The organism is Chitinophaga oryziterrae (assembly GCF_009758125.1).
GTDB classification, from domain to species: domain Bacteria; phylum Bacteroidota; class Bacteroidia; order Chitinophagales; family Chitinophagaceae; genus Chitinophaga; species Chitinophaga oryziterrae.
Window position 1 is genome coordinate 594,129 of sequence record NZ_WRXO01000002.1, and the last position, 15,086, is coordinate 609,214.

Here is a 15,086-nt window from a genome sequence, read left to right on the forward strand (position 1 = left end):
TCTTTAAAATACTACTTTAACATTTGCTCCCATACTCCTTGTAGCCGATACGCCAAAAACATCTATCCCCTGCAATCCATTCCCGCTACTCATGGAAATTTCGGGATCAAAGGGAGCATTCAGTTTAAAGAAGCATAGATTTTTTGCGATCAGCCCTATCTGCATTTTACTGATAAACCTTGATTTTACCGGTAACTGACAGGTGAGGGATAATTCACGTAAACGGATATTGGTTGCATCATACATATACATTTCCCCGATACCGGCACGTCCGCCGATAGCGGTATAATATTTTCTTGCATCATATTTTCCCGTGAATGCAGTACCATCTTCATACACTGCATTGATATTTACGCCGCCATTGTCTCTTGCTTTTGCACTTGCTTCACTTACGCCGTAGTTGTCCAGCACAGAATTGGTAACACTCATCACTTCTCCGCCAAAACGGGCATCTACCAGGCAACTGAGGGAGAATTGTTTATAGCTGAGGGTATTATTCCAGCCCAGCATCAGCCTGGGATTGGGGTTGCCTACTTTTTTAAATACATTGCGGGTGATAAGGTTTCCCTGGTTATCCAGCACGTATTGTCCTTTCTCATTTTTATACAATTCTTTGTTGGTGTAGATATCTCCCCATGCACCGCCTTCTTTGATAAAAGAGCCGTACATGTTGGTAAGGAAATCTGTGAGTATGTAGTAGTTGTCGGGGCCTGCACCAGGGATATTACTACTGCTTAGTGTCACTACTTTATTGTGGTTGACAGTAGTATTGATGGCGGTAGTCCATCTGAGACGGGTGCTCTGTAAAGGTGTTCCGGAGAGGGAGAGTTCTATTCCCTTGTTCTGGATATTACCCAGGTTCAGATAGTAGTAAAGGAAGCCGGAGCCGGAAGGGGCGCGTACTTCCATGTATTGCTGGTAGTTATTGTTTTTGTACCAGGTAAAGTCTATGCTGATCCTGTCTTTTAATAAGCGCAGTTCTGCACCTGCTTCCAGGGATCGGTTATCTTCCGGTTTCAGGTAGATACCGGGATAAGGCGCTTTGGTATTGAAGTTGACCCGCGTAACACCCCCTGTTGTCTGCAGGATAAAACGGGCAGGTTTGGATACATAGGCTGCGATATCATTACCTGCACGGGCGTATGAAATACGTGCCTTGGCAAAATTGATGGCCGGAGGCATGGGTATTAAATCGCTGATGATGGCGCTGAGTCCTGTAGAGTAATAAAAGTACCCTTTGTTTTTGATGGGAGTGAAAGCGAAGGTGCTGGACCAGTCGTTCCTGCCGGTAAGGTCTAAGAATATTTTATTCTGCAGGCTTAACTGCGCACTGGCAAAGAGGGCCTGTAGCTGTTTACGTTCAACACTTTGCTGTGCATCCATTGCATTGCCTGCAATGTTCTCTACAGTGAATTTATTGCTGTATATCAGTCCTGTTGCAGCCGTAGGGTTCGTGCTGACAAGCGACCTGTCGTGTGCTTTTACATCGGTGATACTGGCGCCCAGCATAGCCTGTAAATGTAATTGTTCATTTAGTTTCCTGCATACGGTGAGCATCATATCACCGTACAACTGTGTATTGGTTTCTTTTTCCAGGGTATATCTTCCGTTGGGCGGGGAGAGTACCTGTTGTGTACCTGCATGTGCCTTTAGTTCGTACTGGTCGTAGCTCTTGTCAAAGTTCCCACGTAGCTGTAATGAGAGCCATTCGCGTAACTGGTATTTCAGGCCGAGAGAGGCCATTGCCCGATAGCGGCCTTCTACACGCTGATCGCGTTGTAATACCCAGTAAGGGTTTTGCTGATCATCCTGGCCGGTCCATCCCAGGTCACGATGGATGTTCCACCAGTTTTGGAGGGGCATGTTGCGTTCCGTATCGAAGTATTCGAAGTGTTTGTAGTTGTCAAAATCGAGTCCCCGGGGCAAAGTATAGAGCCCGGTGAGGGCATTATAATATAATCCTGAAGAAGGGCGGTTCAATGCATTCTGTGCCAGGAAGGAAATATTGGCATCTACTGATAGTTTATTATCCAGCAGGTTACCGGTAACACGGGCATTAAAGGTGTGTTTATCAAGTTTATTCACAGGTAATATGCCTTTGTTGGTCGTGTTGGAGTAGGAGAGGTAGAACTGTGTTTTATCTGCACCACCGCTGAATGAGAGGGCGTTGGTGAGGGTAGCGCCGGTATTGAAGAATGGTGTCACATGGTCCGGCGATGAAAGTTTTGTTCCCCAGCTGTCTGCTGATCCGGGTTGTAAGACATCTTTATCGTCTTTATAAGGCTGAACGGTTTGTCCGTAACGGTACTGTAGTTTAGGTAAGAGCAAAGGCTTTTCTATGGTGAAGTCCGAAGAGAAGTTGATATGTCCTTTGCCTATGTTGCCTTTTTTGGTGGTGATCATAATGACCCCGTTGGCAGCCTGACTGCCATACAATGCCGCCGCAGAGGCCCCTTTGAGGATGCTGATGCTGGCAATATCATCGGGGTTGATGTTAGAGATACCATCCCCTCCGTCCCTGCCGCCGCTGCCTACGATACCGGATGATTGTCCCCAGATGTCGGTAGGCTGTGAGGGCGTGAAGTTCGCCATGGGAACTCCGTCTATTACATAGAGGGGCTGGTTTTCGCGCGTAGATTTGTTACCTCTTAAGATCACGCGTGCAGAGCCGCCTATACCAGATGCGCTGCGGTTGATCATTACGCCTGCCACTTTACCAGAGAGGCTGTTAATGACATTCGCATCTTTAACGGTAGAGAAGTCTTCGCTGACCAGTTGTCCGGCAGAGTAGGAAAGTTCCCTGGTGCTTTTGGTAAATCCGAGCGCAGTCACTACCAGCTCACTTAAACCTTTGATATTTTCCTGGAGTATCACGTCGATGATATTGTCGCCACCGGCAACAACTTCTTTATTCAGGAAACCTACAGAGCGGAATACGAGCACTTCTCCTTCAGCAGTTCTGATGGTGAAATAGCCGTCATCATTACTTTGTACCCCTTTAGTGGTGTTTTTGATAAGGATAGTGACGCCGGGAATGGGTCTGCCCCCGGCATCCATTACCATGCCGGTGATGTCTCTGCGGATTGCCGGGCCGGTTTGGAGCAGTGAATCTTCTTCTTTGGTAGCAGGGGAGGATAGGCTGATGATGATCTTATCGTCCCGGAGGATAAAAATAAATCCTGTTTGGGCGGAGAGAAGATTGAGGACAGTGCTGACAGTTGTCTTATCACAATGCAGTGTTACCTTTTTCCTGACGTCAATAGCAGCTTTATCGTAGTGGAAGTTGAGATTGGTTTTGAAGGCTATTTCAGCCATCACGGCGGCAAGCACTTTGTTTCTGGCGTAGAGGGTGATATTGGTGTTGGATGGCGCTATGGTTTGGGCAAAAAGTCGCGTCTCACCTGTTAATGATGACATTATCAGGAAGCTGGCAGCAATACATACTTTACCGAAGTATGATTTTCCTTTCATATAGCCCCGGTATGTTTAGGTTTCAAAGCAGCAATAGTATTTACTTCTTATTCTTCAGAAGTATGGTATCGTTCTTCCTCGTATAAGACAGCGATTCGGTCAGGCAAATTGTTTCCATTACATTTTTCAAGCTCTCTTTTTTGAAATTGCCTGTATAAGTCCAATATTTTTTATCACTCTGGTTGATGATGGTCACACCATACATATTCTCTATTCCTGCACGTACTTCTTCAAAAGAGGCGTCTTTGAAGAACAGGGTACCCTGCTGCCAGCCAGTCACTTCATCCTGCCGGAAAGTAGTTTTTATGAGTTCCAGAGAGTGGCAGTCGTAGTTGGCCTGTTCGCTGGAAGACAATATGACGGGTGTTTGTCCCTGACGGGCGGTGACAACTTTCACTTTACCAGTCAGCAATGCTACAGTAATCTTTTGTTCGCTGCTATAGGCGCGGATATTAAAAGAAGTACCGAGGGCGGTGGTGCTGGTGTTGCCGGCATGTACGGTAAAGGTGCTGCCAGTTTCGGGAGCCACGTTAAAGAAGGCTTCCCCTTCTTCCAGGTAGATATCACGGTGACCGTCTGAAAAATGAACGGGATAACGGAGACGGCTGGCAGCGTTGAGAATAATGGTGCTGCCGTCTTCGAGGGTAATATGTCCGGTATCTCCTTTGGCGATGCTAACGATCATATAGCCGTTGGAGATGACGTTATTATTTTTCAGGGCAAGCGGTTGTTCCTGGGTCCCGGAATGGGTAGCAGGTTTGCTGCGGAGCTGGAGGAACCAGGCGCCGGCGGCAATCAGCATAGCAACTGCGGCCGCCATGTAATACCATGGGCGCAGGGTGCGTGTCTGAGAGCGTTGTATACGTTTGGTCAGTTGCTGTCCGATGATGTCCAGTTCTGTCTGTAATTCGCTTTCATCTATTTGTGTAGCGTGTTCGGGGTGAATGTCTTCAAACCACTGTTCTATTAAACGGGATTCTTCTGAAGTGCATTTTCCTTCGTTGTAACGCTCTAATATTTTCTTGATCTGTTCTAGCTCCACCGCTTTGCAATTTAGATGTTGTCCTAATGTTGATATTGTCCCTGTTAGATGTCGTCCCTCTTCCTTAGTAGTACTATCAGTTGGCAAAAAAAGTGTACATGCTGGCTGCGGTGAGCAGTAGCAGTACAATATCTGATTTAGCGTGGTTGGTGCGTAATATCTTTAATGCTTTGGTAATCTGGTTCTTTACGGTTTGCTGTGAGAGCCCCAGGCGCAGGGCTATCTGCTCTACTGTCTGGTGTTCTACGCGGCTGAGTATAAAGATTTCTTTCATACGTTCGGGCAGGTGGTTGATGGTATCAAACACGTCTTTGGTCCTGGCTTTGGTATCTACCAGTTCTGCGATACCGCCCGGTTGTACGTCGAAATGTTCTATAAGTTGTTGCAGGTATTTGCGGTAGGTACTGTTTTTACGGTATATATCGATGATTTTGTGTCTGGCAGATTGATAAAGGTAAGATTTGAGTGATTCGTGTACGCTGAGGGACTGTCTTCTTTCCCATAGGGAGGTGAAGAGGTCCTGTAGTACGTCTTTACTGGCTTCGCCCGCATCCATTTTGCTGAGAATGTACAGGTATAAAGGCTGACTGTAGCGGGCATAAATTACATTGAATGCCTTCACATTGTCCTGTTGCAGCAGCAATAGTAATTCTTGGTCGGTATAATTACTATACATGGATTACAGGGGATTATAAAAGATTTTGGTTGAAAAAAGGGTTTATTACCAACGGATAGTGTATCATCTGTTAGCTTTTGGTTAATGTTATGTTAACGAAAATTAATGCATTTTAATCAATTCCCAAACAATTTGCGGGGCTTACTTCACAAGCAGGGTCTTATGTGATGAAGATCAAAGCTTTGGTAGTGACTCAGTTTAATTTTGGGGTGCAGGGCCTTGCCCTGCAAAAACCTTTAATTTTTGTGGTGGAGCGAAGCCCCACCACAAAAAAATGTTCTTATGCTTCTTTGAGTCTGAGTTCGTTTTTATACTCTTTGGGTGTTTTACCGACTATCTCTTTAAAGAAGCGGTTGAAGTTAGAGAGGTTCTTGAATCCGCAGGAATAGGCTATTTCTGCGATGGACCAGTCTTCTTCGGTCAGGCGTTTGCAGGCATGGCCGATGCGTACTTCGTTGAGGAACTGTACGAAGGACTTCTTTGTACGGTTTTTAAAGAAGCGGCAGAAGGACTGTGGAGACAGGTTGGTGATGCTGGCTACGTCATGGAGGGAGATCTCTTTGGAGAAATTGCTCATCACGTATTTGAACACCTCGTCTATCTTGTGGTTGTCCTTAGCGTTAAAGGCGTGGGAATAACCTGTACTGGCCAGGTAATGCACGTCTTTGGTCTCTGTGAGTACTTTCAGGATGCCCAGCAGGGAGATGATGCGTTCCAGTCCTTCTTTTTTGGGAAGGGTAAGGATTTCATCTTTGAGCAGATCGTAGGTGGGGCCTTCGATCTTCATGCCGCGTTGAGCCCTGTGGAAAAGGTCTGTGAGTGCTTTTGTTTCGGGCAGGCCATAGAACTTATCCCCGAAGATGTCTTTCGGGAAGTAAATGACTACGGAGCGAGCCTTCAGCGCTTCATTGTTCTGATAGTAGCTTTCATCGTTATACCATACATGCGGGATGTGTGGGCCGAGGAAGACCATATCACCTACGTCAAAGCTCTCGATGCTGTCGCCAACAATTCGTTTACCGTTGCTTTCGGTCACAAAAACCAGTTCACATTCCGGATGGAAGTGGAACGGTGTATTAAAATAAGGATCACATCGCTCAATGATAGTGATCTGATTGTCGGCAAATGCCCCCACTTTAATAAGAATGGGTTTCATGTATTTATAAGTTTAAGCATCCTATTGCTCCGGCTGGTGGCTCTCGACGGCAGTATACAGCCATTCACGCATGACCCTGGCAGCTGACTGATTGCCGTCAAATATTGATTTTCCCCCCTAACGGAACTTTTCCAGTGAATGTGCCAAATTATCAAAAATCGGTTAAAAAAACATCATTTTTCAATAAATCTCATTTATAAATATGAAAATGGCAGTATTAATTTATTTGGCGCTTTGCTGTTAAGATTATAATTTTCTAATAAATCAAACCAAATCTAAATTTCGTGAAAGGAATATCCATTAAAGATATAGCCCAACAGGCGGGCGTTTCACCCACAACAGTTTCTTTTGTATTAAATGGTAAAGGGAAGGAAAAGAGGATCAGTGAACAGGTAAGCAAGCGTATAATGAAGATAGCTGCAAAGCTGAAATACAAGCCCAATCAGCTTGCGCGCGGTTTACGTACAGGTAAGACCAAAACAATCGGGCTAATTGTAGAAGATATAGCTAATAGTTTTTTTGCCAATGTGGCAAAGGTGGTAGAGGATGAGGCCGATAAATACGGTTATAAGGTGTTATTTGGGAGTACCGAGGATAATGAGGAAAAGGCCAAAGGTTTGCTGGAGGTATTGCGTTACAGGCAGGTGGACGGGTATATTATCACCCCTACGCTGAACCTGGACAAGGAGATTGCTTCTTTGCAAAAGCCGGTGGTACTGATGGACCGTTACTTTCCGAATGTGGAGGATTTCAACTATGTGGTAGTGGATAATTTCCAGGGAGCGTATACGGCGGTGAGTCATATGGTGGACCAGGGATATAAGAAGATAGCTATTATTACCACTTCCTCTACACAGATCCAGATGCAATTACGTTTGGATGGTTTCGTACAGGCGTTGAAGGAGCATGACCTTCCCGCAGGTAAGAACATGATCAAACGGTTGGCTTTTGATCTTGACCGGCCGGGATTTATACAGGAGATTACGAAGTACCTGCAGCATAACACAGACCTGGATGCTATCTTTTTTGCCACCAACTACCTGGGCATCTGTGGTATTGAGAGCATCCGCGGATTGAAGTTACAGATAGGGAAAGACCTGGGCATGGTAAGTTTTGATGATCATGATATCTTTAGATTGCATAGTCCATCTATTACCTGTGTAGCACAACCTGTAGAAGAAATAGGCCGCAGGTTAATTCAATTGCTGATAGAGGAACTTGATAATAATTCAGTGACAAGGGCGCATGTAGTACTACCATTGGAACTGCGCAAGAGAGAATCTACGATGATGAGAATGAAATAAGTTTTTTATCCCGTTATGAACATAGTGTTAATTCATGTTGTTGCGCACAATATATATTTGCGAAGTAAGATTTTTTTTTATAAGTTTGAGAAGAGCAGAGATTATTCTGCTTTTATGAAAACTGATGATAACCCGTACCTGCTATGCCTGAATAATGTGAATCATCTCTGATCTTTTATCTGCAAAAAACTTTCGAAGGAATACGAAGTATTATCTATAAGGATGCTGTGTTTAATCCGAACTCATCCATATAGCAAATAAAATTTAATATATAAAAAGAGTAGTGAAATGAGCTGATGCTTTATTGTTAAATTATAGTAGCATATTGTTAATATGCTAAATTTTATAGCTATTTAAAATCGCATAAAGCATTAATTATCAACATTTACAACGAAGATGTTATTGTATCATTAATTCCATTTAGCAATCATGAATTGTGTTAAAATTTTGTAAAAAAGATTTGCGAAGTAGAAAAACTTTATATAAGTTTGAAGCCACAATGAAGCTAAGGGACAAGGCTGTAGAGAAATAGTGAATGATTTCTTTTTTTTATAAGAGTATGCTAAAACGTAAAAGTATTGTAGGCTTAATGATAAGTAGCAGGAATACGGATAGCAGGATTGATAATTAAGCAGGGAACAATGAAAGGGTACTTTTTCGTAACGAACGTTATGCGAACATTAAGAGAATGTAGCATCAACCAAATGGACATTATTAAATACACTCAACTATAGAAGTAAACGTAACATAACACAATGACCATTAGTTCAAAATAACAATACTGGATTTCGGGATTCCTATGCTTATATGTGTCGAAATCACAGTTAAATAATAACTGGAATTTATTGTATGCTGCTTTTTAAGTGCTATCAAAAGATAGTGCATGGCTATTGCCTTGTGTCAACTATATAAAACAATACAACCTTGTATATAAAGTTTATCCTTAAACACACCACAGTTTCAATTTAAAAAAATAAAAATGAAGAGATCGCTTTTCTTATTTGCGGTTCTTTCTGTTTTGTGCATTCAGTTAGCCTGGGCGCAGCAGAAAATAACCATCACGGGCGTTGTAAAAGACTCGAAAGGCTCCGCTCTCCCAGGCGTGAGTGTTTCTGAGAAAGGAACCACCAGCGGTACTATGACCGATGGTGCAGGTAGCTTTAAATTAAGCGCCAGTTCTACAGGTACCCTTGTATTTTCATACATCGGATATCTGAAACAGGAAGTTGCTGTAGGCGGCAATACTAACCTGAATATATCACTTGCTGATGATCCAAAAGGATTACAGGAAGTAGTGGTGACAGCAATGGGTATTAAAAGAGAAACCCGTTCCCTGGGTTATTCAGTTAGTACTGTTACTTCCAAAGAACTTACACAAACTGGTAGCACCAACTTTGCATCTGCTTTATATGGTAAAGCTGCTGGTGTGAAGATCGTTTCTGCTCCGGGTGGTGCTTCTTCAGCAGTATCTGTACAGATCAGAGGTGTATCTTCTTACGGTAACAATACACAACCTTTATACGTAATTGATGGTGTGCCTTTGAGGAACTTTAATGATCTGACCAAACCTTCTTTCAACACTAAAGACAGTAGAATTGAAGGTAATGGTATATTGGATATCAACCCTGAAGACATCGAATCACTATCTGTACTGAAAGGTGCGAGTGCAAGTGCGCTGTATGGTTCTGAAGCAACCAATGGTGTAATTGTAATCACTACCAAAAAAGGCAGCAAAGGTGCTCATGGAATGGGTGTTGATGTAAACTACGTTATTAACCAAGAGAAGGTTGCTGCAAGTCCTGATTACCAGAACGAATATGGTCCTGGTTATGATGCTGTAACAAACATCGGCGTTGGTGGTACTTACGATGGTATGATCACTGATGCTAGTGGAAAAAAGCATCCGTTTTACAGAGCATATGGTCAGTTTGGTCCTAAGTTCGACGGAAGCGATGTACTTTATTGGGATGGTACTACCAGAAAATATTCTGCTAACAAGAATAACTACAAAGATTTCTACCAGACGGGTTATAACTCTGCTTTAAACGTAGCAATGTCTAATGCGAGTGAAAATGGAAGTTTCCGTTTTTCATATACCCGCACAGACAACAAGAGCATTATGCCAGGTGCTAATCTGTACAAAAATAACTTCAACTTCAATGGTACGCTGAACATTAGCAAGAGAATCACCATTGATCTGGTTTCTACTTATAACAATAGCTTCACGCACAATCGCGCTGGTACTACCGGTACTATCTTTGGTTCTTACAATGGTTTCTTCAGCCGTATGGATGATTTGAAAACCATGAAGGATAGGGCCATAACCAAAAATGGTTACAAATACGTAGTATATAACAACAATGACTATGATCAGGACGAGAAGTTTGCCCTGAACATGAGAGCTACACAGTTGTTGGATTATTTCTACACAAGTCTGCGTAACAGTTATGATGAAACGCAGAACCGTTTTATCAACAGCGTTACTTTGAATGTTAGTCTGCTTGACAATCTGCGTTTCAGAGCAAGAGTAGGCGGTGACTTCACTAACCTGGGTATTGAAGATAAGGAACATAACGAAAAACCTGCGGCACTCGCTACTACAGGAAGATACTGGATGCAGAGCCAGGTTAACAATGCTATCTACGGGGATGCGTTAGTGGTTTACTCTCCAAAGCTGACTAAAGACTTAGATCTGTCAGTAACTGGTGGTTTGACTGGTCGTAAACAGAATTATAACTATCAGTCTGCTACCACCTCAAATGGTCTGGTGAATGAAAATTGGTTCAGTTTGAGCAACTCTGCAGCTACTGTGTCTACTCAGGGTACACGTGCAGAGCAGCTAGACGTCGCAACATTTGGTATTTTGAATTTGAGCTATAAGGGCTTCCTATACCTGGAAGGTACTGGCCGTTACGAAGCAACTTCTACCCTGGCAAAAGGTAACAACAGTTATTTCTACCCATCGTTCAACGCAGGGTTTGTGTTCTCTGATGTAGTGAAACTGCCTAAGTTTGTAAATTTTGGTAAGTTAAGAGCTTCTTATGGTCTGGTGGGTAATCATCCTTCCATTTATCAGGCTAACGTAGCTTACAATCAGTATAACCTTGCTTATGGTGGTGGTAACCTGTTGTATCAACAGCCAAACGGTAATAAATTTGGTAATAATGGACTGAAGTCTGAACAGAAGAGAGAAACTGAAATTGGCCTGGAAGCAAGGTTTCTGGGAGGCAGACTCGGTTTGGATATGAGTTACTATAATAACAAAGTAAAACGTCAGATTCTGTACTCTACAACCAGCCCTTCTGTAGGAGCAGGATCAGCGTTGATCAATGCTGGTGACCTCGCTAACTATGGTTTTGAAGCAGCTATCAACGCTACTCCAATCGCAACTAAAGATTTCCGTTGGTCTACCCGTTTTAACTTTGCTGTAAACAGAAACAAACTGGCTGCATTAACAAATGGTCAGACAAGTTTAACAGAAGCTGTTGAGTCTGATTTCGTAATTGTACGTTCTCAGGTAGGAGACCCATTGGGTAATATTTATGTACACCCTCATACTACGGATGGCAAAGGTAACAACGTTATCGACGCTGGTACCGGTATGTACAAATATTCTTATGGTTCTGAAGATTACAAATACGTAGGTAATATTATGCCTAAGGTAGTTGGTGGATTCTCTAACACATTCTCTTACAAAGCCTTCGCGCTTGATATCTCTTTGGACTATCGTTATGGTGGTAAACTGATATCTACACCAACTTACTATCAGATCGGTACTGGTAACTTCAAGAGTACATTGCAGTACAGAGACGCTGCTCATGGTGGTATCTCTTACAACGTAGTAAACGAAGCAAAGGCTGAATATGTCGCTGCTGCTGGTGGCTCCCGTAATGATGGTCTGATCCTGAAAGGTGTTAAACCAGACGGAACTCCTAACGATAAAGTGATTTCTGCTGCTAACTACTACCTGACTAACTACTACTGGCATGATGGAGATTATACTGCAGCAGTATTTAACAACAGTTATATCAAAGTTCGTGAAGTAGCATTGACTTACAATATGCCTAAGAGCATCGTTCAGAAACTGCATTTCCAAGGTCTGCAATTATCTCTGATAGGACGTAACCTGTTCTACCTCTACAAATCTGTTCCTTACGGTATCGATCCGGAAGTTGCTACAGGTTCAAGATGGCTTGATCAGGGTGTTGATAACGGGACTGCAGGTCCAACAAGAAGCATGGGTGCGAGTCTGCGTGCACGCTTCTAGTTAATTCATTTCTTAACGAATTTTAAAAAGATAATAATGAAAAAACTTTTGATAAATACAGCTCTCCTCGTTTTACTTATAGGATCTTTTAGCTCCTGTAAGAAAAAACTGGAGGATGATTACCTGAACCCGGAATTAACTACTACCGGTTCTATTGGCAAGCTGTTCTCCGGTATGTTCATGAATAAAAGGATACATCCTTCTTACTGGGATTATTATACCTTCATAGCGCCTACTACAGCTGCATTCTCTCAGTTTACCACTATCTCTCCTGGTGCACAGATGTATACTCCTAATACTTCGTATACGGAAGGCCGCTGGGTTGATTTCTACAATGGTTCTGTAGGTGATGACTATAACTATAATGGTCCTGGTATCCTTAATTCTTATGTAGAAATGCAGACTAGCCTTGCTGCTCTTTCATCTTCTCAGCAAGACGAACAGCGGGTATTCCTGAAATGTGCACAGGTACTGGTATACGATCAGGCAGCACAGATGATTGACCTGTGGGGAGATATTCCTTTCTCTAAGGCAAGTTCTCTGAATACTTCAGGCCGTACTGTAATATTGGCTCCATATGATAATGCTGCTGCATTATACGATACGCTGATTGCTGGTCTGAAAACCGTTAATACATATTTAGATACTGTTCATTTAGTAAAAGCTACATCTGCAGAATTCACTAAGCAGGACATCCTGTTTAATGGAAATCTGTCTATGTGGCGTCGTTATGCCAACTCACTGCGTCTGCGTTTATTAATGCGTATATCTAATGTGAGTGAAGCATCTGCAAAAACAGAAGTTACAGCAATGCTTGCTGATGCAACTACTTATCCTTTAATCACTGATAACAGCCAGAATGCATTATTCAAGATGAGCCCAACTGCAGTGAGAAGTGATTTACATGATGTATTCGCAGATTTTGGTTTTGCTCCTGATTATCTGATGAACACACTGATGAGAGCTAATAGTGACCCGCGTACAGAGGTATATTGGGACCAAAATGATACTACTGGCTGGAGAGGTGTTCCTTTTGATGTAACAGCTGGTGATTATAATGCTGGTGGATACGCTACCTATGACTCCGCAACTTTCTTCTATAACGATGCTATTCCTGCTGTACTGTTTACAGCATCTGAAGTAAGTTTCTTAAAAGCCGAAGCTGATGAAAGATGGGGCATTTCCAGTGCACAGACAGATTACGAAGCTGGTATTAATCAGTCAGTAGGATTCTGGTTTGGCATTAACCAGTTAAGGACTCCAAGAAACGCAGGTAATCCAAGATCTTGGGCTACACTGGTTACTCCGGATGCGGCAACTATCAGTGCTTACGTAGCTAAACCAGCTATCGCTTATACTGGTACTACTGACGAAAAACTGGCGAAGATTTATACACAGAAATGGATGCACTTCTTCATTCTCCAGGCCGGTCAGGCATGGGCTGAATTAAGAAGAACGGATTATCCTGTTCTGCAGTTTGGAACGCTGAGTTCTGCTGTTGATAAGGCGCCTCCAACCCGTTTACTGTATCCTTCTTCCGAGAAGCTCTACAACACAGCTAACTATTCTGCTGTAGAAGCAAAAGATACAAAGACTACCAGGATTTTCTGGGACGCGAAGTAATTCACTTTCATAATAACTTTGGGATGGCCCGCCTTATGGCGGGCCATTTTTATGTAATAAAAAACAACTTGCTTTTCGGTAATCCGCAATATTATTATTCTATCCCCTGAAGAATATCGGATAGCTATGAGATTTCATTTACTGATCAGCAGTTAGCGCAGCGTATTTAGCTGATAGCGCTGCTACACCAGCAAAAGGAATTTACACAGATTCGCTATGGTCCTAATTTATAAAAGAAATACCATGATCAGATACTATTGTTTTTTTATAACTGTTTTATTACTTACCGCTTGTATAAACAAACGGGATAAGAGTGATTTTAGATCAAGTTTTAAGTCTTGTAATAATCTAACTACTGAGTTATATAGAGTTTATGGAGGTGGCGCATTAGGCGGAGACTTGTTGACAGCTTATCTGACTGATTCAACAAACTTCAGAATGTATCTCGGATTATTTGATGATGCAAAGGGTGGCTATTTCTGTGAATGCCGTGGAGACACTATTGTTGTTGAAGAAATTATGACAACTGATAATGGATACAGGAAAATCGTCGGAACAAGAAGGTTTAGTCTGAAAGAGTTGAAGAAACAGGGGAAATTTGAATAGCCATAACAGGTACTAAAACCATACAAGCTTTCAGGTACCAGAGAAAATGTTAATTGACTTTATGTACTTAATACTAAAACGGCCGTTCCTAACGGAATGGCCGTTTTTTTAACCAGCCATTTTGCTTAAATGGAACAGTGGAGTTAGGAGTCTTATATCTGCAGGTATGATTAATTCATCAACATTATTTTATCATAATAGAAAAACGTTGAGAAGCAGAGAACCTATACCCCATTAACCCCAAACCCCTCATTTCCTTACAAAAAGGTTTATTTTTCAATATATAAGAAAATTCATATTGTTAATCCGTACATTGTATTGAGCCACTTTCAACCAGAATTTAGTTATGATAAACGCATCGTTATGGCGAAACTATTGTTATTAGCGCTGTTCAGCGGACTGTTCCTGACTCAGTCGCTGAGCGCCCAGCTAATCGCCGGTGAGAAACTAGCGCCTGCCAACAGGCTGAAAGACTTTAACGGGAAAACGTTCCTGGTAAAACCCACGGGGAAGCCGGTGGCGTACATATTCCTGTCTACAGAGTGCCCTTTATGCAAGAACTATGCACCTGTATTACAGGCCATGCAGCAAAAGCACCCGGAAATACAGTTCTATGGTATCATCAGCGGTGTAACCTTCCTGAGAAGCGAAGTGGCTGCCTTTACCAGGGATTATGGTATCACATTCCCGGTGCTGATGGACCCTGCCAAACACATCGCCAGTTCACTGGATGCTACCGTTACGCCGGAAGTAATCCTGATAGGATATAATGGCAAAGAGTATTACAGGGGATTGATAGACGACTGGGTGGTAGGACTGGGGAAAACAAGGAAAGTAGCTACGAAAAAGTATCTTGAACAAGCCATCAGCAGTGTAGAAACAGGAGGAGAACCTCTGACCGCCACTACACCAGTTGGTTGTCTTATCAGCAATTATTGAAA

General features: G+C 42.7%; 9 protein-coding genes. 5 read left to right on the forward strand and 4 right to left on the reverse strand.

All coding sequences use genetic code 11. The annotated features are described in order from the left end of the window. Window positions 1-3: 3 nt before the first annotated feature. From GO495_RS10075 to GO495_RS10090, 4 genes are all read right to left on the reverse strand, one after another. Entirely contained in the window at window positions 4-3,471 is a 3,468-nt protein-coding gene (locus GO495_RS10075) for a SusC/RagA family TonB-linked outer membrane protein (protein ID WP_157299553.1), read from the reverse strand. Between the two features lie 40 nt (window positions 3,472-3,511). Beyond that, the gene (locus tag GO495_RS32520; protein WP_157299554.1) at window positions 3,512-4,513 is read right to left on the reverse strand and encodes a FecR domain-containing protein; all 1,002 of its coding nucleotides are present in this window, start codon (window positions 4,511-4,513) and stop codon (window positions 3,512-3,514) included. Window positions 4,514-4,589: 76 nt separating this feature from the next. Then, a complete protein-coding gene (locus tag GO495_RS10085; RefSeq protein ID WP_157299555.1) occupies window positions 4,590-5,189 on the reverse strand; it encodes an RNA polymerase sigma factor in 600 nt (199 codons plus the stop codon). Window positions 5,190-5,469: 280 nt separating this feature from the next. Then, window positions 5,470-6,345, reverse strand: coding sequence for an AraC family transcriptional regulator (locus GO495_RS10090; protein ID WP_089782859.1), 876 nt, complete (start codon window positions 6,343-6,345; stop codon window positions 5,470-5,472). A 284-nt stretch (window positions 6,346-6,629) separates the two neighbouring features. Here GO495_RS10090 and GO495_RS10095 point away from each other — a divergent pair, with 284 nt between their 5' ends. The 5 genes from GO495_RS10095 (at window position 6,630) to GO495_RS10115 (ending at window position 15,084) form a co-directional block, all read left to right on the forward strand. Continuing rightward, window positions 6,630-7,649, forward strand: a complete 1,020-nt coding sequence (locus tag GO495_RS10095; RefSeq protein ID WP_157299556.1) for a substrate-binding domain-containing protein — start codon at window positions 6,630-6,632, stop codon at window positions 7,647-7,649. Window positions 7,650-8,628: 979 nt separating this feature from the next. Beyond that, a complete protein-coding gene (locus GO495_RS10100; protein WP_157299557.1) occupies window positions 8,629-11,916 on the forward strand; it encodes a SusC/RagA family TonB-linked outer membrane protein in 3,288 nt (1,095 codons plus the stop codon). A 36-nt stretch (window positions 11,917-11,952) separates the two neighbouring features. Then, complete coding sequence (locus GO495_RS10105) at window positions 11,953-13,539, forward strand: SusD/RagB family nutrient-binding outer membrane lipoprotein (RefSeq protein WP_157299558.1); 1,587 nt, start codon at window positions 11,953-11,955, stop codon at window positions 13,537-13,539. A gap of 243 nt (window positions 13,540-13,782) precedes the next feature. Continuing rightward, window positions 13,783-14,145: a hypothetical protein gene (locus tag GO495_RS10110; RefSeq protein WP_157299559.1), complete on the forward strand. Its 363-nt coding sequence runs from the start codon at window positions 13,783-13,785 to the stop codon at window positions 14,143-14,145. Between the two features lie 363 nt (window positions 14,146-14,508). Then, complete coding sequence (locus GO495_RS10115) at window positions 14,509-15,084, forward strand: redoxin domain-containing protein (protein WP_157299560.1); 576 nt, start codon at window positions 14,509-14,511, stop codon at window positions 15,082-15,084. Window positions 15,085-15,086: the final 2 nt, after the last annotated feature.